The organism is Pontibacter saemangeumensis (genome assembly GCF_039541895.1).
GTDB classification, from domain to species: domain Bacteria; phylum Bacteroidota; class Bacteroidia; order Cytophagales; family Hymenobacteraceae; genus Pontibacter; species Pontibacter saemangeumensis.
In genome coordinates this window covers 1-24,145 of record NZ_BAABHC010000005.1, presented here as the reverse complement: position 1 = coordinate 24,145, position 24,145 = coordinate 1, and the positions used below count along the sequence as shown (strand labels likewise).

The 24,145-nt window shown below is 54.2% G+C and carries 21 protein-coding genes; 11 read left to right on the top strand and 10 right to left on the bottom strand.

What is annotated here, in order from left to right; all coding sequences use genetic code 11:
• The first annotated feature begins 153 nt into the window (after nucleotides 1–153).
• Complete coding sequence (locus tag ABD920_RS06405; protein WP_345157656.1) at nucleotides 154–318, top strand: hypothetical protein; 165 nt, start codon at nucleotides 154–156, stop codon at nucleotides 316–318.
• Nucleotides 319–358: 40 nt separating this feature from the next.
• Here ABD920_RS06405 and ABD920_RS06400 read toward each other — a convergent pair whose 3' ends face one another.
• The gene (locus ABD920_RS06400) at nucleotides 359–889 is read right to left on the bottom strand and encodes a D-glycero-alpha-D-manno-heptose-1,7-bisphosphate 7-phosphatase (protein WP_345157653.1); all 531 of its coding nucleotides are present in this window, start codon (nucleotides 887–889) and stop codon (nucleotides 359–361) included.
• A gap of 144 nt (nucleotides 890–1,033) precedes the next feature.
• On the opposite strand from ABD920_RS06400, the gene hemG reads away from it, so the two are divergent.
• The 8 genes from hemG to ABD920_RS06360 all read left to right on the top strand — a co-directional run bounded on the left by hemG (nucleotide 1,034) and on the right by ABD920_RS06360 (nucleotide 10,184).
• A complete protein-coding gene (gene hemG, locus ABD920_RS06395) occupies nucleotides 1,034–2,380 on the top strand; it encodes a protoporphyrinogen oxidase (RefSeq protein ID WP_345157650.1) in 1,347 nt (448 codons plus the stop codon).
• Between the two features lie 17 nt (nucleotides 2,381–2,397).
• A complete protein-coding gene (locus ABD920_RS06390) occupies nucleotides 2,398–3,132 on the top strand; it encodes a polyprenol monophosphomannose synthase (RefSeq protein ID WP_345157646.1) in 735 nt (244 codons plus the stop codon).
• A 320-nt stretch (nucleotides 3,133–3,452) separates the two neighbouring features.
• Nucleotides 3,453–4,397 carry a TerC family protein gene (locus ABD920_RS06385; RefSeq protein WP_345157645.1) on the top strand — a complete coding sequence of 315 codons (945 nt, stop codon included), beginning with the start codon at nucleotides 3,453–3,455 and terminating at the stop codon, nucleotides 4,395–4,397.
• A gap of 521 nt (nucleotides 4,398–4,918) precedes the next feature.
• Entirely contained in the window at nucleotides 4,919–6,022 is a 1,104-nt protein-coding gene (locus ABD920_RS06380) for a chorismate mutase (RefSeq protein ID WP_345157643.1), read from the top strand.
• A 423-nt stretch (nucleotides 6,023–6,445) separates the two neighbouring features.
• The gene (locus ABD920_RS06375; RefSeq protein WP_345157641.1) at nucleotides 6,446–7,324 is read left to right on the top strand and encodes a prephenate dehydratase; all 879 of its coding nucleotides are present in this window, start codon (nucleotides 6,446–6,448) and stop codon (nucleotides 7,322–7,324) included.
• Between the two features lie 3 nt (nucleotides 7,325–7,327).
• Nucleotides 7,328–8,518 (top strand): pyridoxal phosphate-dependent aminotransferase, encoded by a 1,191-nt coding sequence (locus ABD920_RS06370; RefSeq protein WP_345157639.1) that lies wholly within the window; start codon nucleotides 7,328–7,330, stop codon nucleotides 8,516–8,518.
• Entirely contained in the window at nucleotides 8,505–9,632 is a 1,128-nt protein-coding gene (locus ABD920_RS06365; protein WP_345157638.1) for a chorismate mutase, read from the top strand. The genes ABD920_RS06370 and ABD920_RS06365 overlap by 14 nt, the downstream gene beginning before the upstream one ends.
• Nucleotides 9,633–9,860: 228 nt before the next feature.
• A complete protein-coding gene (locus ABD920_RS06360; protein WP_345157636.1) occupies nucleotides 9,861–10,184 on the top strand; it encodes a DUF3817 domain-containing protein in 324 nt (107 codons plus the stop codon).
• 76 nt (nucleotides 10,185–10,260) lie between these two features.
• Here ABD920_RS06360 and ABD920_RS06355 read toward each other — a convergent pair whose 3' ends face one another.
• The gene (locus ABD920_RS06355) at nucleotides 10,261–11,310 is read right to left on the bottom strand and encodes a bile acid:sodium symporter family protein (protein WP_345157634.1); all 1,050 of its coding nucleotides are present in this window, start codon (nucleotides 11,308–11,310) and stop codon (nucleotides 10,261–10,263) included.
• Nucleotides 11,311–11,524: 214 nt separating this feature from the next.
• Complete coding sequence (locus ABD920_RS06350; RefSeq protein ID WP_345157631.1) at nucleotides 11,525–13,480, bottom strand: transglycosylase domain-containing protein; 1,956 nt, start codon at nucleotides 13,478–13,480, stop codon at nucleotides 11,525–11,527.
• Nucleotides 13,481–13,850: 370 nt separating this feature from the next.
• Between ABD920_RS06350 and purB the strand changes: the two genes are divergently transcribed.
• Complete coding sequence (gene purB / locus ABD920_RS06345) at nucleotides 13,851–15,203, top strand: adenylosuccinate lyase (RefSeq protein WP_345157630.1); 1,353 nt, start codon at nucleotides 13,851–13,853, stop codon at nucleotides 15,201–15,203.
• 264 nt (nucleotides 15,204–15,467) lie between these two features.
• On the top strand, nucleotides 15,468–16,667 hold the full coding sequence (locus tag ABD920_RS06340; protein ID WP_345157629.1) for a sensor histidine kinase: 1,200 nt from the start codon (nucleotides 15,468–15,470) through the stop codon (nucleotides 16,665–16,667).
• Between the two features lie 477 nt (nucleotides 16,668–17,144).
• Here ABD920_RS06340 and ABD920_RS06335 read toward each other — a convergent pair whose 3' ends face one another.
• The 7 genes from ABD920_RS06335 to ABD920_RS06305 all read right to left on the bottom strand — a co-directional run.
• Nucleotides 17,145–18,290, bottom strand: coding sequence for a glycosyltransferase (locus ABD920_RS06335; RefSeq protein ID WP_345157627.1), 1,146 nt, complete (start codon nucleotides 18,288–18,290; stop codon nucleotides 17,145–17,147).
• Nucleotides 18,290–19,264, bottom strand: coding sequence for a glycosyltransferase family 2 protein (locus ABD920_RS06330; RefSeq protein ID WP_345157625.1), 975 nt, complete (start codon nucleotides 19,262–19,264; stop codon nucleotides 18,290–18,292). Before ABD920_RS06330 ends, ABD920_RS06335 begins: the two co-directional genes overlap by 1 nt.
• A gap of 3 nt (nucleotides 19,265–19,267) precedes the next feature.
• Entirely contained in the window at nucleotides 19,268–19,792 is a 525-nt protein-coding gene (locus ABD920_RS06325) for a DUF4199 domain-containing protein (protein WP_345157624.1), read from the bottom strand.
• 28 nt (nucleotides 19,793–19,820) lie between these two features.
• Nucleotides 19,821–20,330 (bottom strand): DUF4199 domain-containing protein, encoded by a 510-nt coding sequence (locus ABD920_RS06320; protein WP_345157623.1) that lies wholly within the window; start codon nucleotides 20,328–20,330, stop codon nucleotides 19,821–19,823.
• A 67-nt stretch (nucleotides 20,331–20,397) separates the two neighbouring features.
• Nucleotides 20,398–21,660, bottom strand: coding sequence for a dihydroorotase (locus ABD920_RS06315; protein ID WP_345157622.1), 1,263 nt, complete (start codon nucleotides 21,658–21,660; stop codon nucleotides 20,398–20,400).
• Nucleotide 21,661: 1 nt separating this feature from the next.
• On the bottom strand, nucleotides 21,662–23,671 hold the full coding sequence (locus ABD920_RS06310) for a BatA domain-containing protein (protein ID WP_345157621.1): 2,010 nt from the start codon (nucleotides 23,669–23,671) through the stop codon (nucleotides 21,662–21,664).
• A gap of 290 nt (nucleotides 23,672–23,961) precedes the next feature.
• On the bottom strand, nucleotides 23,962–24,145 hold a 184-nt coding region (locus tag ABD920_RS06305; protein WP_345157620.1), incomplete at its 5' end, for a hypothetical protein.

The following is a 24,145-nucleotide window of genomic DNA, read 5'->3' as shown; positions in this document are numbered from 1 at the left end:
GTGAGTCAATACGTTGAACCAAAGAGGCCGGTGTTTTGTGTCTTTTGCCCGGGCAGGTATATAAATGCTTGAGAGAAAAGAAATTATCCGGCTTATTTTGCATTCAATAGAAAAACGCTATATTTGATCTGAAATCCTCCAAAAGCTTATATCATGAAGAAAGTAATTTTAATGGGCTCCATGTGCTTAGCCTTAGGCATGGCCTCTTGTAAGACCTACTGCCCGGCCTACAACTATGCTACAGTTGAGACATCGGCTCAGGAAACAGAAACAGCAGTTGCCCCCGTGCAGAAAACAGCGGAGGTTTCTAACAGCTAAAATCACAGAAGATAAGATCTTACCATAAAAAAAGCCGGCACTAAGCCGGCTTTTTTGTTTGCGCTAAAATCAGTTGGGCCGCCTGCCATAGGTCGGCCGTCTGCCACGCGTGCGTCTGCGGGGGGTGCTGTGCGCCCACCAGCACCGCCTTCACGCCCACTCTGGCTGCCGCCTGCAGGTCGCGCAGCGAGTCACCCACCAGCCACGAGTGCGCCGGGTCGATGCCATACCTGGCGATGGCCCGCTCCAGCATCAGGCTGTCGGGCTTGCGCGACAGCGACTCAGAATAATCCGGGTGATGCGGGGCGTAGTAGATGGCGTCGATCAGGCTTTTGCTGGCCTCCTGCAGCTTCTGGTGGCAGGCCAGCACGTCCTTGCGCTGGTACAGCCCTTTGGCCACGCCCGCCTGGTTTGTAACCACGATCAGCAGAAAGCCGTTCTCCTTCAGCAGCGCGAGGGCCTCCGGCACGCCGGGCAGCACCTCAAAATCATCCAACTTATAGGTATAGTCTCCCCGCTCGCGGTTCAGCACGCCGTCGCGGTCCAGGAAGACGCATTTTTGCTTTTGCATGGGTGTAGCAGAATGGGTACAGGCGCTAAAATAGGGAATATTACGTTTAGGTCTAAGCACTAAAAGCGGAACGGGAGGTAAGCATCAGCCTGGAAACTAAAACTGAGCCGCTTACTCACGTATATATACAAGAGGTAGTTTTACATGAGAGTAGCAATAATTGGTGCGGGCATATCGGGACTTTCGCTGGCGTACTACCTCCAGAAGCTAGGCGTGCCCTACGATTTGTTTGAGGCGGGCGCGCAAGTGGGGGGCAACATCCGGACAGTGAAAATGCACGAGTACCTGCTGGAACTGGGCCCCAACTCGCTCCAGTGCACGCCTGAGCTGGACGAGCTGGTGCGGGAGCTGAAACTGGAGCGGGACGTGATACACGCCTCTCCCGAAAACGACCACCGCTTCGTGCTCCGCGACGGCATCTATAAACGGCTTCCCTCCTCTCCTTTCGCGCTCCTGTCCAGCAATTTTTTCTCCTGGAAAACAAAATACCGCATCCTGCAGGAGAAAAACGTGCCGCCCGCCGACATAGACTACGAGACCGTGGCCCAGTTTTTTGAGCGCCGCTTCGGGCAAGAGGTTGCCCAGTATACGGTAAACCCCTTCCTGACCGGCCTATATGCCGGAGACCAGCAACGGCAACTTATCAAGAAGGTGCTGCCCGGGCTGAAGGAACTTGAAATGCGCTACGGGTCTGTGCTGAAGGGGCTGACACTGCAGAACAGGGGCTTTAACCGCCAGAAGTCGTTTTCATTTGCCAAAGGGATGCGCACGCTGCCCAATGCCATCGCCGACAAGCTCGTTTCGCTGCACATGGAGCACCGCGTGGAGATGATCACCCGTAGCCAGGGCAGGTATATCGTGTCGTGCGCCTCCTCCGGCGACTATGACACTGAGGAGTACGACCTGCTGGTGCTGGCGCTCCCGGCCCACCAGGCGGCGGAACTGCTGCATTACACCTTCCCCGGGCTATCGGCGGCGCTGCAGAACATCAACTACCCGCCCCTGGCTGTGGTGCACTCGGTATATAACAGAAAGGAAGTAACGGGCCAGCTGAAGGGTTTTGGGGCGCTACACCCGCAGACCGAAGCGGCCTTTGCATCCGGGTCCGTCTGGAGCAGTTCTGTCTTCGATGGCCGCTGCCGGCCGCATGAGGTGCTTTTCACCACGTTTGTGGGCGGCAGCCAGGCCCCTAAAAACGCCCTGACGGAGCGAACGAAGCTGATGGAGCGGGTGCACACGGAGCTGGCGGCGCTGCACATGATCTCGGCTGAAAAACCGAATTTCCAGTACGCCCACCTCTGGAAGCACTCCCTGCCGCAGTACGACATGTATATAGAGGACGCTCACCAAATGGCGAAAAGCCTGGAGCCGGAGGGTCTTTTTATCGCCGCTAACTGGCAATCGGGCGTGTCGGTGGCACGCTGCCTCCGCTATGCAAAGGAGCTGGCGCATAAAATTAATTTAAAGCGCCCTGAAAACCTCAATAGGTGATTGCCTATATTTGAGGCATGAAAGATTCGTTGGTGATTATCCCAACATATAACGAACGGGAGAACATTGAGGCAATGATCAGGAAGGTGATGCAGCTGAGTCACCCGTTCGACCTGTTGGTGATAGACGACGGATCGCCGGATGGCACAGCCAACATTGTGCGCGACCTGCAGTATGAGTTCCCCGGGCGCCTGTACCTCGAGACCCGACAGGGCAAACTCGGGCTGGGCACCGCCTATATCCACGGCTTTAAGTACGCCCTGCACCGCGCCTATGAGTATATCTTTGAGATGGACGCCGACTTCTCGCACAGCCCCGACGACCTGATGCGCCTCTACTACGCCTGCGCCGTCGACGGCTACGACCTGGCCATTGGCAGCCGCTACATACAGGGCGTGAACGTGGTGAACTGGCCCATGAGCCGCGTGCTGATGTCTTACTTCGCCAGCTCTTACGTGCGCACGGTCACCGGCATGCCCATCGCCGACACCACTGCCGGATTCAAATGCTACCGCCGCAAAGTGCTGGAAACCATCCAGCTCAACCAGATCCGGTTCGTGGGGTATGCTTTTCAGATCGAGATGAAGTTTCTGGCCTACAAGTACGGCTTCAAAATAAAGGAAGTACCCATCATCTTCACCGACCGCACCCGCGGGGTGTCTAAAATGTCGTCCGGCATCTTTAAGGAGGCCGTGCTAGGTGTCCTGCAGATGAAGATCAACAGCTACTTCCGCCACTTCGACCGCTATTGACCAAAACGGCCGCCGCACAGGACCACAGGCAGCTATCTATATATAATATAAGAACGGCCTTGCAGTTACGGAAGTCCTATTCCCGCCTGCCGTAGGTTGTTTCCCCTGATCGCGGCACATATCCCCGGGCCCTCTATACGGCATATAACCTACTTATAGTCAGGACTGGAGCAACCTGCCTGCCCTGATTCTTTTTACAGCTTCTGTAAATTATACTTCAGCCGGCTTGCCGTACTTTGACCTTTTCCGATTAAATTTACGGGTTTAGCGCGCGTAGTTCTTCTGATCTGCGCCGGGTACACTTGCTTACGTCTCTCTATATGAATGACATTACTTTCTGGGTCTTATTCAATGCTTTTGTGCTCCTGCTTCTCGGGCTGGACCTGTTTGTTTTTCATCGCAAATCACACGAGGTAAAGATAAAGGAGGCGCTGCTCTGGAGCCTTTTCTGGATATGCCTGTCGCTGGGTTTCAATGTGTTTATCTATTACTGGAAGGGCCCCGCCCCTGCCCTGGAGTTCCTGACGGCCTACCTGATCGAGAAATCGCTGAGCGTGGACAACCTGTTTGTGTTCATCCTCATATTCAACTTCTTTAAAGTGCCGCTCATGTACCAGCACAAGATCCTGTTCTGGGGCATAATCGGCGCGCTGGTGCTGCGGGCTACTTTCATTCTGGTGGGCGTGGCGCTGATCGCCAAGTTTCACTTCATCATCTATATACTAGGGGCTTTTCTGGTGATCACCGGTATCCGGATGGCATTTTCTCACGGTGACGAGGAGATACACCCCGAGAACAACCCGTTGATCAAATGGGTCAGCAAGCACATGCGCATCACCAAGACGGCCGTTGGGGGTAACTTCTTCACCAAGCAGAACGGCAAGCTCTACGCCACCCCGCTGTTCCTGGTGCTGATCATGGTGGAAAGCACAGACGTCGTGTTTGCCGCCGACTCCATCCCGGCCATCCTGGCGATTTCCAAGGACCCGTTTATCGTATATACCTCCAACGTGTTTGCCCTGCTGGGGCTGCGGGCGCTGTATTTCGCCCTGGCCGGCATCATGCAGCTGTTCCACTACCTGCACTACGGGCTTTCCGCGATCCTGGTGTTTATCGGGGTGAAGCTGCTCCTGAGCGACATCGTGGAAGTTGACATGCGCTATGCGCTGGTGGTGGTGGGCGCAATCCTTGCGATCTCAGTCATCGCATCGCTCCTGTTCCCGAAGAAAGAGGAAGAGCAGCCCCAGCCTCCGGTGCATCAGTAATTATATATAGCCTTGGCAAAACAGCCAGCCGGCGCCTGTATAGCAGCTATACAAACGCCGGCCGGCTGTTTTAATTTAACCCAAACTGTGAAATGATATGCGGATGCACCCTGTTTTAAAGCGTTTCACTCCTTTTGTGCTACTCGTTAATAAAAAATTATCATTTTTTTATCCTGATTTTAACCAATTCCGTATTAGAAGAAAGAGACTTTTGAAAAATTTAAATAAAAAAATTCGAATCATTAAAACATTATCAAATAATCTATATATCACTTGCATTACTGTAAATTATTTATTTCCTTTGATTCGAAATAAGAAAAGATATGACAAGGCTAGTCGCGCAAATTCTAACCAATTCCTTCAAGGTTCCTCAGTCGGGGCTCCCATGGTAGTGCGTTGCACATAGTTTTCGAACTAAATATACCTAAGAGGCCCCGCTAAAAACGGGGCCTCTTTCATTTACAGCCAATTATTCATTTTAAGCCCAAACAAGCATAAACTCAATTTAAATTCAGGTAATCATGAAAGCAAGTAGAACAACCATCAATGTAGCGCCGCAGAGCAGCTTCCGCAACCCGGACGGCTCCCTGGTGCTGATTGCTGGACCGTGCAGTGCAGAAAGCGAAGAACAGATGCTGAAGACAGCCCAGCAACTGAAAGCCATCAAGGGCATTTCAGTCTTCAGGGCAGGCATCTGGAAGTCGCGCACACGCCCCGACTCCTTCAAAGGCGTCGGCACGGTGGGGCTACAATGGCTGGACATGGTGAAAAAGGAAACCGGGCTCCGCACAGCCTGCGAGATTGCCAATGCCCAGCATGCCGAAGCTGCCCTGAAGCACAACATCGACCTGCTGACCATCAGCGGCAGGGCCACGGTGAACCCGTTTGCCATGGAAGAGATAGCCGCGGTGTTGAAGGGCACCCATATGCCGGTGCTCGTAAACAACCCCGTTTACCCGAACCTGGAACTGTGGATCGGGGCGCTGGAGCGCCTGCAGCAGGCCGGTTTGTCTGATTTCGGGGTGATAAACAGGGGCTTCTCCACTGATGAGCAGTACCCGTACCGCAACCATCCGCGCTGGGACCACATGTTGCAGTTAAAGGACCTGTACCCGGAACTGCCGGTGCTGTGCGACGCCGCCCATATAGCGGGCCGCCGCAGCCTGCTGTACCCGGTGAGCCAGAAGGCGGTGGATCTGGGAATTGACGGTTTGCTGTTTGAGTCGCACACCAACCCGCCGGCTGCCCTTAGCAGTCCGCAACAGCAGCTCTTGCCGCAGGAGCTGGACTTGCTGGTGAATGCCGTGGCATCTAAGGTGAAGTTGACGGGCACCACCGAGTTGGTAGAGCAGTTGGATGAGCTGAGCCAGCAGATCGAAAGCCTCGATGATGAACTGATGGAGTTGTTGCTGCGCCGCACGGCGATGTCGAAGAAAATGAGCCAGCGCCAGGTCGGTGACCTGCAACCCAGCCTGCAGGCACAGCGCTGGCAGAAGCAGCTGCACGAATGGCTGCAGCGCACCACATCCAACGGCGCCGATAAAAGCTTGGTGGCGGCAGTCCTGAATGAGCTGCAGCAGCAGAACACTCGCAACACCGGGTTAGGGGCGTCCGCGATAATTTAGGGAGCAGAGGCGGTGCCTGCCGGGCATATAGGGCAGGTACCGCCTTTTGTTTATATAGGTTGTATTCAGGGGGGAAAGAAAGAGAAAACAGAACAGCTATATATAGCGCAACCGCATGGTGCCCTTCATCTGAATTTATATGGGGCAGCTGCCCAGAGCAACGGCAACATCACCAATTTGGAACCGCTTTTGTCCTTTTTTTCAATTTTTAGCAACAAAAAACAGAAAAGTTTTGACTTTACAGAATTACTTTACTAAGTTTAGCCCAGATATTAGAAGCAGGCAATGATACAGCACATTACACTTTACTTTAGCTACTACTTTTTTGGTACTCCGCCGGGGCTCCAGAGATAAGCTATTGTGTAAGTGCATCACAGTATATAACTCAGGAAGCCCCGCCTTAAGCGGGGCTTTTTTCTTTACATGATACAGAAAAAAATTAAAGTAGCGATTCAGGGAGGCCCTGCCTCCTTCCACGAGGTGGCCGCCCAGCAGTACTTCCCCGAGTATGAAGTAAAAAGCATGCCGTGCCAGTCGTTCCGGGAACTGTGCGAGGTGCTGCACAAAAGCAAGGCCGACCAGGCCGTGATGGCTGTCGAGAACACCCTGGCGGGTAGCATTCTGCCGAACTACAACCTGCTGCACCAGTACAACCTGTTTGTGACGGGCGAGCTGTGGCTGCCGATCGAGCAGAACCTGATGGCGTTGCCGGGCCAGCAGCTGCAGGACCTGCGCAAAGTGGTCTCGCACCCGATGGCCCTGAACCAGTGCACCGAGTTCCTGACGCTGCAGCCGCAGCTGCAGTTGCAGGAAAGCCACGACACCGCTGACAGCGCAAAAGAAATCAGGGAAAAAGGCCTGGAAGGCGTAGCCGCCATTGCAAGCAAGCAGGCAGCAGCCCTCTATGGCCTGGAGATGCTGGCAGAGAACATCGAGGACCGGCGCGACAACTTCACCCGCTTCCTGGTGGTGAACCGGGAGCGGCCAAAGGAAGTTGGGACGGCCAACAAGGCAACGCTCCTGCTGCAGGTGTCGCATGACAGGTCGCTGGCTGATATATTCACGCAACTGAGCCTGCACGGCATCCACACCGCGCTGATACAGACGCTTCCGGCCATTGCCCGCAGCTACGCGCATTATATGGTGATAGAGCTGGAGGGAGAATCGAGCGTGAACCTGCAGGAGACCATCGCGTCGCTGGAGCCCCTGGTGGAGTACCAGCAGTTGCTCGGGCTCTACCACAAGACGAAATACCCGGAGCACCCGAACCCTAAAAAGAAGGTGAAGACCTTACAAGCTTAACCCATGATCATTCCGAAAGCAGACCGCCTCCAGCACGTGCAGGAATACTACTTCGCCAGGAAACTGGCCGAAGTGCGGGCACTCAACGCGCAGGGCAAACAGATCATCAACCTTGGCATCGGCAACCCCGACCAATTGCCCTCCACGGCGACCGTTGATGCGCTGCACACCTCGGCCTCCGGGCCTCAGAGCCACGGCTACCAGCCCTACAACGGTATTCCGGCTTTCCGGCAGGCGGTGGCTGACTGGTATAGCCAGGTATATGGTGTAACGCTAACGGAGGCTGAGGTGCTCCCGCTGATGGGCTCGAAGGAAGGCATCGTGCATATATCGCTGGCGTTCCTGAACCCCGGTGACAAGGTGCTGGTGCCAAACCCGGGCTACCCGGCGTACTCTTCAGCGGCCCGACTGGCTGGCGCAGAGCCGGTAAGCTATACCCTGAGCGAGGAAAACGGCTGGCTCCCGCAGGAGCAGGAACTGCTGCAACTGGTACAGGAGGGTGGCGTAAAGCTGATGTGGATCAACTATCCGCATATGCCTACCGGCACCGAGGCCACTGCCGGCATGCTCGAGAAACTGGTGGCCTTTGCCCGCCAGCACCAGATCCTGCTCATCAACGACAACCCCTACAGCCTCGTGCTGCCGAATCAGTCACCGCTGAGTTTATTAAGCATAGCGGACGCGAAGGACTGCTGCCTGGAGCTGAACTCGCTGAGCAAATCGCATAACATGGCGGGCTGGCGCGTGGGCATGGTGCTCGGCAACCCGGAGTACCTGGCTACCATACTGGCCGTGAAAAGCAACATGGACTCCGGCATGTTCCTGCCTGTGCAGCAAGCGGCCGTGGAGGCCCTGCAAAACGACAGTGCCTGGCACGAGGCGCGCAACCAGGTATATGCCGCCCGCAAGGAGCTGGTGCTTGAGTTGCTGGACACGCTGCACTGCCGCTACCAGCCCAACACGGTGGGCATGTTTGTGTGGGCGCGCGTGCCGGACCACATTGCCGATGTGGAAGCGTACCTGGACGAACTGCTCTACGAAGCAGGGGTTTTTATCACGCCAGGTAAAATTTTCGGCAGCCAGGGGGAACGATATTTACGTGTATCGCTTTGTGTATCAGCAGCCCTGTTAGAAGAAGCCACCAAAAGAATCAAACATCATACTTTACAAACCATTAACCATGAGCTCAAATAATTCAAAACTAAACATCACTACCGACTCAAAAATTCTGAAAAGTCGTACCATTCCTACCCTCATCAGTGGCCCTTGCAGCGCCGAGAGCGAAGAGCAAATGCTTCAGACAGCGCGCGGGCTGATCAAAGACCACCGGGTGCATATTTTCAGAGCGGGTATCTGGAAGCCACGCACGCGCCCGGGTTTGTTCGAGGGAGTAGGTAGAGTAGGTTTAGAGTGGCTCCGGACCGTGAAGCAGGAAACAGGCTTGCCAACTGCCGTAGAAGTGGCGAACACGCAGCACGTGGAAGAGGCGCTGGAGTATGGTGTCGATATTCTATGGGTAGGGGCGCGCACAACGGTTAATCCGTTCTCGGTGCAGGAAGTGGCTGATGCCCTGCAGGGTGTGGATATTCCTGTGTTGGTGAAAAACCCGGTAAACCCGGATATACAGCTGTGGCTGGGTGCCCTGGAGCGCCTGAACCGTGCCGGTATCACGGACCTGGGACTAATTCACAGAGGTTTCTCCACCCCGAACAACAAGCCTTACCGCAACCACCCCAAGTGGGAAACCATCCAGCAGATCCGTGCGCTGGCACCGGGCATTCCGTTGTTCTGCGACCCAAGCCATATAGCAGGCCGTCGCGACCTGCTGCAAACCGTAAGCCAGCAGGCACTGCACCTAGGCGTGGACGGTTTGATGATTGAATCGCATATAAACCCGGATGTGGCCCTGAGCGACGCCTCGCAGCAGGTAACGCCGGAAGGATTGACATTGCTGTTGAACAGCCTGGACCTTGACCATGAGCATGTGGCAGGACCGGGACAGCTGCAGGACCTGCGCAGCCTCATCGACCGTCTGGACCACGACCTGGTGAACTTGCTGTTCCTGCGCTCTGATGTGTCGAAGCGCATTGGGGAGTACAAGCGTGCCAATGCGCTTGACATTTTTCAGGCAGGCCGCTGGAAAGAGATCGTGCAGGACAGACTGAGGCTGGCTAACGAAATCGGTGTGGACGAAGGCTTTATCAAAGCTATCTTCGACGCTATTCACCAGCATTCTATCGGTGTACAGAACGAGGTAATGAATGCCGCTCCGGCGCCTAAAACCTCAGAAAGCTCCGTAGAGAAGTAACTGAAACCCAAGCCCATTCCGGCTCCATATAGCCGGTAGCAAGGCATAGGGTATGCTATATGTTCTCATATATGAATAGAGACGAAGCGTTATGGCCGTAGCAGCTATAACGCTTCGCCTTTTATAGGCACGGCCGGGCAGAAACTTGCGGTGAAACTGTGTTAGCAAGGGCACGTTTTTTACCTTTGCGCTGTTGCAAAGCAGCATCAAACTTAAGCTTTTTTCAACATGAAAACTCCTATTTCCCGCCTCCGCACTGTGGGCATTTACGAAGGAATCTCTTACCTGCTGTTGCTGGGCATAGCCATGCCGATCAAGTACATGCTGGGAATTCCGGAAGTTGTGAAATATGTCGGCTGGGCGCACGGCGTGCTTTTTGTCCTATATATGGTGGCACTGCTGCAGGTAACGCTGGTGCACCGCTGGTCTGTGCTGAAGGTGGCCGCCGGCGTGCTTGCCTCTCTCCTGCCCTTCGGCCCGTTTATCCTGGATAAAAAGCTGCTGCACGCAGAGGAGGAAAAAGCCGCGCTCCGTCAGCGGCAAACCGCTTAGGTTTATATGTGGTTTAGATAAAAAAGCCAGCCGGTTATATATAGCCGGCTGGCTTTTTTATCTAAACCACACCACACTATTCCCCTGTTGCCTCCCATCCGGCTTTACGCGCGGTAGCCTGGGCTATGACGCTGGAGGCGAGCAGCTGCAGCGCATGGTAGAGCATGATCGGCAGCAGGATAATGCCGACAATGTTGGCGTCCGGGAACAGCACTTTGGACATGACCGTGCCGTGCACCAGCGACTTTTTAGAGCCGCAGAAGATGGCGGTGATGCGGTCTTCGCGGTTAAAGCCCAGCAGGCGGCTGATGGCGCTCGTGATGCCGTATACCAGGAAAAACAACCCCACCATGGCTGCACCAAGCGCTGTTAAGTCTAAGAGGCTGTAGCCGCTGAACATATCACGGGCGAAGGACTCGCAGAAAGAGGTGAACACGATGAGAAGGATGATGACCTGGTCAAAAATCCGCAGCTTTTTCTTGTTGCGCTCCGCGAAAACTCCCCAGTAGCGGTGCAGCACGATGCCCAGCACCACGGGAAGCAGCACCTGCAGCACCAGCTTGCCCATCACGCTCCCTAAATCAAACGCTCCGGAGCTGCTGGTCAGGAACAGCCCCATCCAAAGCGGCGTCACAAAGATGCCGATGAGGCTGGAGATACTGGCGTTGAAAATGGCCGCCGGGATATTGCCTCCCGCTATCGACACCATCACCACCGACGAAGACACCGTGGACGGCAGGGCAGCCAGGTAAAACGTGCCCAGCCAGAGCAGTTCCTGCTCACCTCCCTCAAAAAAAGAGCGCAGCGGCAGAATAAGCAGCGGAAACAGCACAAAAGTGCTCAGTTGCACCACCAGGTGCAGGCGCCAGCTGCTCAGGCCGGCCTTCAGCTTACCGGGGCTCAGACGCAGCCCGTAGAAAAAGAAGATCAGCGACACGCCGTAATTCGCCACATCGCCCAGCGAAAGCGGCTCCCGGTCTACACCGAGTTCCGGAAACAGCCAGGCCAATAAGATCATTCCGATCAGAGCCAGCAGAAACCAATCCAGCCCCGCCCGGGCCGCCAATGCGCCGGCTCTCGGGATAAGCCCCACCAGCCCCTCGGTTGCCTGTCGCTCTTTTTTCATGGGACAAGCAGGTTAAGCGGCACCCTTATCATGGCACAAGACATAAAACTATATATGATTTTTACTTTTGGTTTCAATGAATTGCTTCGGTTCCTGACAGAAGTCCAAGCATAAACTTTACTACCCGCTACTTATAATCTATCCACAGTCTTAAATGAAAGCACAACGGCCTCGCACAAACATGCGGGGCCGTTGTATATAGGTTCGCTTTCTTTTAAAACTCCAGCAGGTCGATGGTTTCCAGCTCAAACCTGGTAGTATCCTCTTCCACAGCGGTAGTGTCCTGCGCCGTCACGATCAGGTCGCGGGCACGGCCGTAGAGACTTACGTTCGGGGTCAGGTTTTCGTACTCCTCCTGCGAAATCAGGCCACGCCGGCGCATTATGCCGCCAATCAGCCGGTAGTATCCGCCTTTGTAGCTGCGCAAGTTTCCATAGCTGTCGAAGGAAGAGCGGTAGCGTTTCGGGCTTGGGATGATGCTCGTCAGAAAAATGGCTTCTGCCAGGTTCAGCTCCGAAGGCTGCTTCCCGAAGTAAAACCGGGAAGCGTCTTTGGCGCCATATACGTTCGGGCCCCACTCAATAATGTTGAGATACACCTCGAACAACCTGTTTTTAGAGACGAGATCCTCGTTCTCGATCAGCCAGACAATGATGGCTTCTTCCACTTTGCGGGCTACGGTTTTTTTCCTGGACAGGAAAACGTTCTTTACCAACTGCATGGAGATGGTACTGCCGCCGCGGGCAAACTCGCCTTCTTTCAGGTTCTTAATAATCGCCTGCCTGAACGCCTCCTCATGGAAACCGTTGTGGCTGTAAAAGCCTGCGTCCTCGGCACTCAGGATCGCGTTGCGCAGGTACGGTGAGATTTCGCTAATCGGGCTGTAAAAAGGGTTTGACGGCCCCACCGTGAACGTGCGCACCGGTTTGCCATACTCATATACCGTGTGCACAAAAGAACGGTTAATCTTCTCAATGTTCGTGTTGCCCCACTCCTTTATCTCAAAGTCCTCTGAGGCATCCAAATCCGAGTTGAATACCAGCTGGTTCAGGCTGTCCATGTTCACGTGGAACTTCATGTCATACTGCAGCCAGCCCTGCGCCTGTATGCCCTCCAGATTTTCGAAAAGGCCGGTGGGCAGCGACTGGAAAAAGTCATTTGCCGGCATCTGCTCTGTCTTCACCATCAGGTCGATGATCTTGGTGGTATCCACCTTCTCGTAGGAGGCATAAAAATTGGCCTTTGCCCTGTTCACACGCACCTCCGTCAGGCTGTCGACCACGTACAGGTTGGGCCCAAGCGTGACGACATAGTCCAGCTCACTCTCCCGCACATTTATATCATCCTCGCCGGACAGCATCGGGTGGTTCAGCGTCAGGTTGTTTACCATGGCACTTCCCCGGATGGTCAGCTTCTCATTCCTGAATTGCTTGCTATCCAGGCTAAAGCGGACGGTGTCGAACGTAACGGCCGCGTCCAGCTTCTTTTTGATGTACGGGATGCGCACGCCCATGTCGTCGTAGGCATATAAGCGGCCTGCAATGCGGTAAGCTTTCGGGTCGATGGTGCCGAACACCCGCATGTTATTCTCCAGCGAGTCTGTCTGCACCGACAACTGGGAGGCGATCTGCCCGTCGTTAATGCGCAGGTACGGCATGGCCATGTTGATGGTGCGGTTGGTGGAGACGTAAGAGGCGTTCAGGTTGTTAAAGTCGACCTGGTCCGGCACGTTCTTGAAAGCGGTTTCAATTACGCGGTTGAGCAGGGCGCCGTAGTTGCGCTCTTCGGCAGTGGAGTCTGCCGGCGGTGCGGCATCTTTCTTACCGGGTACCTCCTCCTTCTTCAGAAGAAAACTGAAGTTTGAGCCATTTTCGTCTTTCACCGCCGTCAGGTAAGTGTTATCCACCTCCAGGCGCTTGAACACGATGCGACCTGCAAAGATAGACCGGACACTGATGGCCGCATACACGCTGTCGGTCCTGAAAAGGGTGTCCTGCTGATGCGGCACGAAGGAAATATCTGTGAGAACCACAGAATTCCAGTCATCAAACTCGGCACTGCCAATGTTGAAGTCAGCGGGGTACCTGTTTTCCACTTTCGCCTCCACCCGGCCGAGGGTATACTGCAGCACCCGGCTTCTGAAGGCGAAAAGCAGTACAATGAGTAGCAAAAAGAAGGCGATGATACCGCCAAATATAGCTAATAGTCTGTTTCTTAAACGATGGTCCAAAATGTTCTGATGCGAATTAAAAATGGTTTTCTTCTGCCCAGGCAGCACACAATATAGTCAATTTCATGCCGGAGAGCGGCGCAATCACACCACTCGTTCTACGGAAGTATGTAGGTTAAGATATATTATACAAGCCCTTTATACAAGCATAGTGCCAAAGCTACGGTATCCCGCCCATATAAACATATAATTAGCAGGAAGTTAGAAGCAAACTTATTTATCCGGGAACCCCGTGCAGCGAAATCAGCGGGTGTGCTTTTGGCATCCTGCGGCAAACCTGTGTATCTTTGGACAAAGCATTACCTCCTGTATGAACCTGACCTCACTTACTGCTATTTCGCCGGTAGATGGCCGCTACCGCCGCCATACCTCCGAACTCGCCGGCTATTTTTCTGAATTCGGCCTGATCCGCTACCGGGTGCTGGTAGAGGTGGAGTACTTTATTGCACTGTGCGAGCTGCCCCTGCCCCAACTGGCAGGCGTTGACAAGGACCTGTTCCCGCAGTTGCGCACCCTGTATGCTGAATTCTCTGAAAAGGACGCCCTGCTCATCAAGGAGACGGAGAAAGTGACGAACCACGACGTGAAGGCCGTGGAGTACTTCCTCAAGGACAGGTTTGATACCCTGGGCCTCGGCGACCACAAGGAGTTTATCCATTTCGGGCTTACCTCGCAGGATGTGAACAACACCGCAATCCCGCTCTCGATGCTGGAGGCTGACACGCAGGTGCTGCAACCGGCTTACCAGAACATATGCGTGGTACTGGCCGACCTGGCCCGGCAGTGGAAAGCCATACCGATGCTGGCGCACACGCACGGCCAGCCTGCCTCGCCTACCCGCCTGGGCAAAGAGTTTATGGTGTTTGCTGAGCGCCTGGAAGCGCAGTTGGACCAGGTGCGCCGGGTGCCTTTCTCGGCTAAGTTCGGTGGCGCAACCGGTAACTTCAATGCACACCACGTGGCCTACCCGGGTATTAACTGGCCCGAGTTCGGCAACAACTTCGTGCAGGAAACGCTGGGCCTGCGCCGCAGCCAGTACACCACCCAGATTGAGCATTATGACAACATGGCTGCCTATTTCGACGGGCTGAAGCGACTGAACACCATTCTGCTGGATTTCTCCCGGGATGTATGGCAGTATATCTCCATGGGGTATTTCAAGCAGAAGATCAGGGCCGGAGAAGTGGGTTCGTCGGCCATGCCCCATAAAGTGAACCCCATTGATTTCGAGAACGCGGAAGGGAATTTCGGTATCGCAAACGCTGTGCTTGAGCACCTGTCTGCCAAGCTGCCTATCTCCCGCCTGCAGCGCGACCTGACAGATTCTACAGTGCTGCGCAGCGTGGGGGTGCCGCTGGCGCATATCCTGGTGGCCCTGAAATCGCTGGAGCGCGGTATCGGGAAGCTGGAACTGAATGAGGCAGCCCTGCATGCGCACCTGGAGGCCAACTGGGCGGTAGTGGCCGAAGGCATACAGACGGTGCTGCGCCGCGAGGGCTACCCGCAGCCATATGAGGCCCTGAAAGAACTGACCCGCAAAAACGAGAAAATGACGGAGCAGAGCATTCACCGTTTCATCGACACCCTGCAGGTGAGCGATGCGGTAAAGGCCGAACTGAAGCAGATTTCCCCTTTCAACTACACTGGTGTTGATCTGATTTAAGCAAAGCTATATATAGCAGCAAACGAAGAAGCCCTAGCAGGATGCCTGCTGGGGCTTTGCTGTTTTTCACCAAAACGATAAGATAAAGCACTTAGCGAGCGTTTTACATTTGTTCAATACCGTAGGTAGCCGCACCTATACGGCATTTCCAATGGTTTTATCCAGTTCAATATTTAAAATTTTATCTAATGCTTGAAAATCTCATTTATACGTATATAATTCTATAAGCATAAAGAACTAAAACCAATGTTTGGATAGAAAGCAATGGGCTCAGTTGATCACGTGGAGAAGGAGAGGCTTAGAGCCTTGGAAGCTTATGAAATTCTTGACACACCTGCTGAAAAAGATTTTGACGATCTCACTACCCTTGCGTCGCATATCTGCAGCACACCCATCTCTTCTATCAGCCTTATCACCAACGACAGGCAGTGGCTAAAATCGAAAGTAGGGCTTGATATTGCGGAAACACCCCGCGCCATCTCCTTCTGCCAGCACGCACTTGTCACTGAGGGTCTTCTGGAGGTAAAAGACACCCTTGAAGACGACCGCTTCCGGGACAGTAACTTTGTGACGGGCCCGCCGCATATCAGGTTCTATGCCGGGTCTGCGCTCATAAGCTCCGGAGGCTACAAAGTGGGAACTCTCTGCGTAATGGACACGGTGCCGAAACAGCTGACAGAGGAACAGAAAACAGCCTTACTTGTGCTTGCCAGGCAAGTGGTAGTGAACCTGGAGCTTCGCCTGAAACAGAAGCAACTGGAAAAGGAGAAGCAGCAACTGTATGCCACGAACGAGAAGTTGGATGAGTTTGTGCACATGGTATCGCATGACTTGCGCGAGCCTATCATGAACATAAACAGTCTGGCAGAATGGCTGCAGGATGACCTGGCTGCTAAAGATTACGTGAGCCTTTCTGAGAACCTGGGCCTGATAAAGGAACGGACCGCCGCCATGGAAAACCTGGTGCAGGGGCTGTTGCAGTATGCAATGGTGCAGATAAAGGACCTGCCCAAAGAGAAGGTGAACGTACAAAACCTGGTACAGGGGCTGGTGGAGGAGTACAGCACGTCCCCGGATATCAAGGTCCATATTTCGCCTGACTTACCTGTCTTCACCACTGAAAAGGTGCTGCTGCAGCAGGTGTTCGCTAACCTGATCTCCAATGCCTTTAAGTACCATCACACGGGCAAAGGCAATATATGGATAGAAGCGGAGGAGACGGCGAAGCGCTATACCTTCTGTGTAAAAGACGACGGACCCGGCATTCCGCACCAGCATCAACATAAAGTATTCGGCTTATTCGAGCGCCTCCTGCGTGACACAGAAAAAGCACGGGGATCAGGTATTGGTCTATCTACCGTCAAAAAGATCGTGGAGGACAAAGGCGGCCGCGTCTGGATCAAGTCGGCGCTGGGGAAGGGCTCGACTTTCTTTTTCACCTGGCCAAAACAGGCTAAAGGATGAGATAAAATGTAGCCGTAGCCGCTCCCGTTTCGCCTGCCGCACCCAGTCTGTAATTCCGTTCTAAGGTGGATTATATAGGCGCAGTGCCATGGTATAGCCACGTCTGCACGCCATCGGCCGCTATAAAGCTCAACCGGAGCGCAGCATCAGCAGAATTGACAGCTTTCTCTATATAACATGCAGCGATGTTTGTTATATATAATACCAGCTTATATATACCTTCTCTATAATAAAGATGCTGCTCCCGTATTATTCTAAAAGCTTAAGCCGTAGATGGAAGAAGGTTTAAGCGACTTGTTATGAAATCTACCTTTCCGGAAGCCAGGCGCAGGTAAAAATTAACATGCCTACGAATCCGGCTTCCGGAAAGTGATAATTATTTCTCCGGTTATAGAGAATTTGCTCAAGGGCCTCCGACTCTGTTGGAAATCTCCCACTTGTCTGCATCATATAATGTGAAGCACGGGAAGGACTTCCTTATCGTTTCCCGGCAAGCTCCCAGACGGCTTTCACAAAATAATCCCAGCTGAATTTCTTTTTGTAGGTCTGGATGTTTTGGTTGAAAGTCTCTCCCTGGTTCCAGGTGTAGAAGCGGGTGACCGCGGCGGCAATCTCCTTCGGATCGGGCGCTACTACATAACCCACTTCCCCGTCCGGCACCAGTTCTGCCAGCCCCCCCACGTTTGTCACCACCATCGGCTTATCGAAATGGTAGGCTACCTGCGTTACCCCGCTTTGCGTGGCGTGCCTGTAAGGCTGCACCACCAGGTCGGCGGCACTGAAATAGTGGCGCACGGCGGCGTTGGGTATAAAATCGGTGTGCAGCACCAGGCGGTCCTGCAGGTGAAGGTCCGCGATGAGTTGCTGGTAGGGAGCGTCCTCTTCGTAAAACTCCCCGGCCACGATCAGCTTGATGTCGGGGCGCTGCCGCAGGGCAGGTTCCGCCATGGCCTGCAGCAGCAGGTCCAGCCCCTTGTAGGCACGGATGAAGCCGAAAAACAGGATATAATTGTAGCTTGGATCGAGGTTAAGCGCCGCACAGGCAACGGCTTTGGGCTCGGCAGCGCCAAAGTTGTCGTAGAGCGGGTGCGGCAGGTACAGGCTTGGCTTGTGGGGCTCAAACTTCTTCAGGTCTTGCAGCACCGCGCGGGAGAGGGTAATAAAGCCGTGGCAGGCACTGAGGAAGTATTTGGTGAGGGGCACGTCGCCGGGGCGCTTCTCGTGCGGCACCACATTATCGGTGATCGCCAGGATGCGGCTGTGCCTGTTCCGTCGTATGAGGCGCGCGATGGTCCCGAAAGCAGGCCCCATGAACGGCAACCAGTAACGGAAAATCACGAGGTCAGGTTGCTGCTTATATATATAGTTGCCGGTGCGCCACCAGCTAACTGGGTTCACGGAGTTAAGCAGGACTTTGATGCGAAGGCCCTCCGGGGCCGGCTCCTCCGAGTACTGGCTCTTGCCGGGGAACAGGAAAGAAGGATACTGCAGGCTGAACGTCACGATCTCCACCTCGTCCCCCGCCTCCTGAAAAGCGTAGGCCAGGCGTTCGTTGAACGTGGCCATGCCGCCGCCGCGCAAAGGATATGACGGGCCCACGATGATTACGCGCCGTGCCGCCATTATTTCCTCAGCGCCCCTACCCGGTCCCTAATCAGGTACTCGTTGCGTTTGTTGGCTGCCAGGGAGATCATCTCGGCAAGGAAACCGGCCAGAAACAGCTGCACGCCCAGTATCACGGCTACCAGCGCCAGGAAGAACAGCGGCTGGTCCACGATGTCGCGCACGCGGCCGTTCTGGTATATGCCGAACACCTTCTGCAGGATCAGCCACAGAGTTATGCCCAGCCCCACCACAAACATCAGCGTGCCCGCCGTGCCGAAGAAGTGCATCGGGCGCTTTTTGAAGCGGCTCACAAACGTAATGGAAAGGAGGTCGAGGAAGCCGTACACGAAGCGCTCTAGCCCAAACTTGGTGGTGCCGTACTTTCGCTCCTGGTGCTGTACTACCTTTTCACCTATCCTGGTAAAACCGTTCCACTTCGCGATAACGGGTATATAGCGGTGCATCTCGCCGTGCACCTCAATGCTTTTTACCACCAGCTGGCGGTAGGCTTTCAGGCCACAGTTAAAGTCATGCAGCTGTATGCCGGACAGTTTGCGCGTGGCGGCGTTGAAGAATTTCGTGGGGACGGTTTTGCTCAGGGGGTCGTAGCGCTTCTTTTTCCAGCCGCTCACCAGGTCATACTTCTGGTTCTTGATCATGTCGTACAGCGCCGGAATCTCCTCCGGGCTGTCCTGCAGGTCGGCATCCATCGTGATGACCACCTCGCCCGAGCAGCGCCGGAAGCCTTCGTTCAGGGCGGCTGACTTGCCGTAGTTGCGGTTAAAGCTGATGCCCTTCACGGTATTGTCTTCGGTACTGATGTCGCACACCACGTCCCAGGAGCGGTCGGTGCTGCCGTCGTCCACCAGTATCACTTCATAAGAGAACTCATGCGCGTGCATCACACGTTTGATCCAGCGCACCAGTTCAGGCAGCGACTCCTCCTCGTTGAAGAGGGGAACCACTACCGAAATATCATAGGGGTATTGCATGTGTTATTCAAACTCCGGCCGGCTGTTCTTCATCACCGCAGCGATGATCAGCGACAGGATAAAACCGATAATTAAGGTGATAACCGTTCCTCCCAAAATCATGGTCAACGGCCCCTGGAAGTTCTGCGCCATTGCCATGCCTGCATCTATCTGCTCGTCAGACAGGCCCTGCTCGATCATCTGCTCCCGCTGCTTCTCGATAATCCTTCCCATATAACCGGTGTCTACAAACGAGGTATAGATCCAGGTGAAGATGCCCGTGAAGAAGCCAAAAACCGCCGACAGCAAGGTGCCCAGGCCAAGCCCCTGCCCATACGACATATAGCCGAAGTTCAGTTCCTTGTAGTTTTTCATGGCTACCACCAGGCCGATGATCAGGATGATATAGGCCACACTGCTCAGCCAGCGGTTATCGCCCAGGTCAGCTATCATGATGATGGCCTGGTAGATGATGCCGATCAGGCCAAAGATGGCCCCGTACTTTAAAGCGACAGATGCGACGGAGGGTTGTTTCTCAGACAATGTCATGGGGTTGGGTTATATAGGTTTTACGTTTCTACTTCCGGAAAAAAACAGCCGCAATCAACGAGAATATCCCTCCCACAAAAATTCTTCTCACAAAGTCGTCGGCCGCCAGCATGCCAGGCGTAATGTTATCTAAAGCTTTGTATCCCTCGTTGTACATATTCTCCCCCAGCAGCCGCACCTGTTCCTCCCTTGTTTCCTCCAGCAGCGCCTTCATCTCCGCGACGTGGTTCTGCAGCACTTCGGCGCCGGCTATATATATAAACAGGAACACCAGCATCGCGGTGGTAAGCGCCGTGTAAAAAGCCACTGAAAGGCCTACCCGCAGCGCCCTGCCAAACCCAACATCCCCCTCATGGAAAAGTTTGAAATACCGTATCCCCAGAAAGATGCATACCGGGATCGGCAGGTAAGTCAGGCGGCCCAGGTCTCCGAAGGGGTTATAACCCAAAAAGTACAGGACCAGCACCAGCACGAAACAAGCCACACTGCCAACAACGCCGTAGCGTATCCCGACTCTTATTATTGTCTGATTCAACATGCTGCTTGCGGGCGCTGTTGCCATTGCGGCAACACCACCTCAATATAATATAAATAAATTAAAAAGATTAACGGAGCACCACCTGCCCCTGGTGAATAGTGCCGATCACTTCCCCCCGTAGCTGCTGCCCAAAGAACGGGCTGTTCTTGGATTTTGACTTCGTGGCTTCCGCCGTCGGCGTCCAGGTGGCATTCGGATTAAACAGGGTCAGGTTGGCGGCCTCCCCCACGGCGATGCGCGGCTCCGGCAAACGCAGGATGCGGCGTGGGCCAGAGGTGAATTTATCCACCAGCTGCTCCACTGTCAGCACATCTCTCAGGGTGGTGCTGGCCACGGCGAAGGCAGTTTCCAGGTTGATGATGCCAAAGTCCGCCAGGTCGAACTCCAGTTTTTTTGCCTCGGTGTCGTGGGGCATATGCGCCGACACAAGGGCATCGATGGTGCCGTCCTGCAACCCCTGCTTGATCGCCATCACATCGGCATCGCTTCTGAAGGGGGGCGCCACTTTGTAATTGGTGTCAAATGGAAGGATGGTCGCATCGGTAAATGCTGCCTGGTAGCTGGCCACATCGCAGGTAACCAGCAGTCCGGCGGCTTTCGCCTGCCGCACTGCCTCTATGGCCGCTGCCGTGGACAGCAGGGAGAAATGGATTCTGCCGCCCGTGTAGGCAAGCAACTGCAGGTCGCGCGTCACCATCACTTCCTCTGCCAGCGATGGAATGCCTTTCATACCCAAGCGGGTGCTGGCTTCTCCCTCGTGCATCTGCCCGTGCTCTGTCAGGCGCGTGTGCTCCGGCTTGTTCATGAGCAGGCCATCAAACAGCTGCACATACTGCAGCGCTTTCAGGAGGATGTCTGCGCCCTGCAGCGGGTTGGTGCCGTCGGTAAACGCAACGGCTCCCGCCTGGTGCAGGTCAATCATCTCCGTCAGGTCCTTTCCCTGCGCACCTACGGTGATGGCTGCTGCCGGCAACAGCGTGACAGGCAGGTGGAGCGACCTGTTTCGGATATAACTCACGCCTCCTTTCGACTGTACCACCGGCTCTACATTCGGCAGGCAAACCACTTCGGTAAAGCCCCCCGCCGCCGCTGCCGCCGCCACAGAATGCAGGTCTTCCTTATACTCCAGCCCGGGTTCCCCCACAAAGGCATGCAGATCTACCCACCCCGCCGACACACAAAGGCCTTCCGCGGCGACAGTCTCGTCCGCCTCTCTCGCTTCCTGGCCTATATAGGTAATAATGCCGTCTTCGATCAGGATATGCTGCTGCTGTAAGTGGTAGTCGGATTGCGGGTTGTAGATTGTTGCTGCTTGGAGAAGTATTTTCATGCTAGAGGAATCTAATAAGAGCTATTTCGGCCATCAGGAAAAACAGACACAATATTAGGCAATATTTCCAAAGCTTCACGCCAAAATATCTTTTTTCAAACGCATCCTTCACCGAGAAGGCATCCTCCGCATCATATATGTGCACGTTCTCCCGGCCCGGCCCCACCAGCGCCCGCAGTTCATCCGGCGCGTATTGCGCCAAATTGGACTCGGCCTTGCCATAGTTAAATGCCAGGGTGGTGATGGTGGAATCCTGCATTTGGAGCGTGTAAAAGCCGGCCTCGTCCATGGCTGCCGGTGTATCAAAAAAGAGCTTGCCGCCCCTTACCTGTTGCTCCGGTATAAACGCAAGGCTGTCTTTCTGCAGCGCATATACACCTTCTTTCTTTGTTTTGCTGATGGCGGGCACCTGAATCGTGCTGCCAGACAGGGTATAGGCCAGCGCCTGCTGCTGCTTGTAACTCCCGATCGCCAGTTTGTACATGATCGGTACGAAGAGCGCATGATTGGCCAAAGCACTAAAGTCCTGTTCCAGCGGCGCTGCCATCATATATAGGTGGCCGTTGCCTCTGTCGAACCTTGACAGAAAGGGCGCGCCGCCCCTGTACTTCAGAATGTCTTCGGACGCCCTTGACCAGGCAACACTGCGCACAGCCGCCGGCATCTGCATTTTTGGGTCGTACTCAGAGAAGATGGTCCTGAAAAAAGGGTTGTTTGGATCAGGGGGGGCAACGTTGGTTTTGCTGCTTGCGGCAGTTGCCCCGGTAAAGCTGGCAGGAATGTTCAGGTTTTGGAACAGGGCAGCATACCCTGCCTCCTCGCCACCGGCAGGGGGTATAACAGCCACGGTGCCCCCCTCCTTCACGAAATTAGCGACCGTGGCAGCCAGCGCAGAAGAAAGGTTGGCGACACCGTTTAATATAATAATATCTGAAGTGCCTGCCTGCGCATAATTTATATTGCCCGCCGTATAAGAGGTAAAGCTGAAAAAAGGCTCGTTCTGATACAGGCGCTGCAGCGATGAGGAAGCATTGTCCGTAATTTCGGTAACGGCAATGTTGGACGCCGGCGATAACACAAAGTAATAGGTGTTGTCAAACTCTACGGGGTAGTCCTCCACTTCTATATAAGCGCGCTTCGTTCCGGCACCTTCCACCCTGAAATTCATCACTGCCTCTGTCGCTTGCTGCGGGGGTAGGTTCACGCTTAGCGCCGCCACCTGCCGGTTCTCGACAATGAGCCTGACCTGCACGTCCTCCAGCGCTTCTTCGCCTGCGTTGAACAAACTCACATGAAGCACATTGTCCGCTGCGGAACGGATAAACTCATCTTCCAAATAAACAGAATCAATCGCGACGTTTGAGGTGGCTGCCGCTGCGATAGGCACCAGGTGCACCTGGGTTGTACTGTCATATCCTTGCAGCAACGAAGGCTTAAAAGTGCTTTTCTGAAAGTCAGACAATATAAAAGTGTGGGAGGCACGACTCGCCGTAGCTGTCCGGGAGAAAACTAAGTCTTTTGCAGAAAAATCAAGCTCGGTTAAAAATCCTTCTGCCTCCGATTCCTGCACCGGTGCTCCATGGCCAGGACTGTTGCCCGATATTACTTTAAAAGAAGTGGATCCCGGAAACATCCGGATGATATCCCTGGCTCTGTCTGACGCTATGTTTAGCAGCGTTAAATCCTGTTCCGCATGCAGGTTCTGCATACTGTAGGAATTGTCTACTACGATGGCAACCTCTGAGGCATCGGCTGGTGCGGCGGCATCAGAGGCAGGAAGAAAAGGCTGTGCAAAAGCCAGCACCAGGAAAACAATGAATAAGATCCGGCACAGGAGTATCAGCAGTTCCTTCAGGTTGCGCTGGCTGGCTGTCAAGTCCTTAGAAGCCTGAATAAACCTGACGTTACTGAAAATTACCCGTTTCGCCCGCCTTAGCTGCACCAAGTGAAGAATGATTGGCACAGCCACAGCAGCAAGGGCGGCAAGAAAAGTCGGGTATAAAAAAGCCATACGACAAGTTATAGAGGAAAGCGCCGAAAAACAACAGTTGCCAATGTGCTATACTTATAAAATGAAGCAGCAGTTATATATAGTCCAATATACAATGCTTTAGGTATTACAAGATCGACAATGGTATATATAACGAAGGCCTTGATTGGAAATTAAGCAGGGGATGCTTATTTAATTTTGTGCACGCTATACCAGCAAATAGCCGGTATGAGGATTGTTGATGATAAAGGGATCTTGGTAACAGAAATAAAGCCCTGGCTATATATAGCCAGGGCCTCCTTGCTGTGCGTTCAGCGGGACCGGCAGGGCCGGCCCCGCTGAACGCCCGCTTCCATGGCAAAGGCGCCTGCCCCGGGCGCATACGGCTGGGGCAGGCGCCTTTGCTCTATGCCCACTGCGCCGGTCTGCCCTTTGGTGGGTGGGTTGTAAACGCGGGAGCGCCCTGCCCCGTTTCCGGGGAGGGCGCTCCTCTGT

Coding starts and splice junctions, on each gene's coding strand:
- ABD920_RS06405 (WP_345157656.1), top strand. CDS start 154: ATGAAGAAAGTAATTTTAATGGGCTCCATGTGCTTAGCCTTAGGCATG.
- ABD920_RS06400 (WP_345157653.1), bottom strand. CDS start 889: ATGCAAAAGCAAAAATGCGTCTTCCTGGACCGCGACGGCGTGCTGAAC.
- hemG (WP_345157650.1), top strand. CDS start 1,034: ATGAGAGTAGCAATAATTGGTGCGGGCATATCGGGACTTTCGCTGGCG.
- ABD920_RS06390 (WP_345157646.1), top strand. CDS start 2,398: ATGAAAGATTCGTTGGTGATTATCCCAACATATAACGAACGGGAGAAC.
- ABD920_RS06385 (WP_345157645.1), top strand. CDS start 3,453: ATGAATGACATTACTTTCTGGGTCTTATTCAATGCTTTTGTGCTCCTG.
- ABD920_RS06380 (WP_345157643.1), top strand. CDS start 4,919: ATGAAAGCAAGTAGAACAACCATCAATGTAGCGCCGCAGAGCAGCTTC.
- ABD920_RS06375 (WP_345157641.1), top strand. CDS start 6,446: ATGATACAGAAAAAAATTAAAGTAGCGATTCAGGGAGGCCCTGCCTCC.
- ABD920_RS06370 (WP_345157639.1), top strand. CDS start 7,328: ATGATCATTCCGAAAGCAGACCGCCTCCAGCACGTGCAGGAATACTAC.
- ABD920_RS06365 (WP_345157638.1), top strand. CDS start 8,505: ATGAGCTCAAATAATTCAAAACTAAACATCACTACCGACTCAAAAATT.
- ABD920_RS06360 (WP_345157636.1), top strand. CDS start 9,861: ATGAAAACTCCTATTTCCCGCCTCCGCACTGTGGGCATTTACGAAGGA.
- ABD920_RS06355 (WP_345157634.1), bottom strand. CDS start 11,310: ATGAAAAAAGAGCGACAGGCAACCGAGGGGCTGGTGGGGCTTATCCCG.
- purB (WP_345157630.1), top strand. CDS start 13,851: ATGAACCTGACCTCACTTACTGCTATTTCGCCGGTAGATGGCCGCTAC.
- ABD920_RS06340 (WP_345157629.1), top strand. CDS start 15,468: ATGGGCTCAGTTGATCACGTGGAGAAGGAGAGGCTTAGAGCCTTGGAA.
- ABD920_RS06335 (WP_345157627.1), bottom strand. CDS start 18,290: ATGGCGGCACGGCGCGTAATCATCGTGGGCCCGTCATATCCTTTGCGC.
- ABD920_RS06330 (WP_345157625.1), bottom strand. CDS start 19,264: ATGCAATACCCCTATGATATTTCGGTAGTGGTTCCCCTCTTCAACGAG.
- ABD920_RS06325 (WP_345157624.1), bottom strand. CDS start 19,792: ATGACATTGTCTGAGAAACAACCCTCCGTCGCATCTGTCGCTTTAAAG.
- ABD920_RS06320 (WP_345157623.1), bottom strand. CDS start 20,330: ATGTTGAATCAGACAATAATAAGAGTCGGGATACGCTACGGCGTTGTT.
- ABD920_RS06315 (WP_345157622.1), bottom strand. CDS start 21,660: ATGAAAATACTTCTCCAAGCAGCAACAATCTACAACCCGCAATCCGAC.
- ABD920_RS06310 (WP_345157621.1), bottom strand. CDS start 23,671: ATGGCTTTTTTATACCCGACTTTTCTTGCCGCCCTTGCTGCTGTGGCT.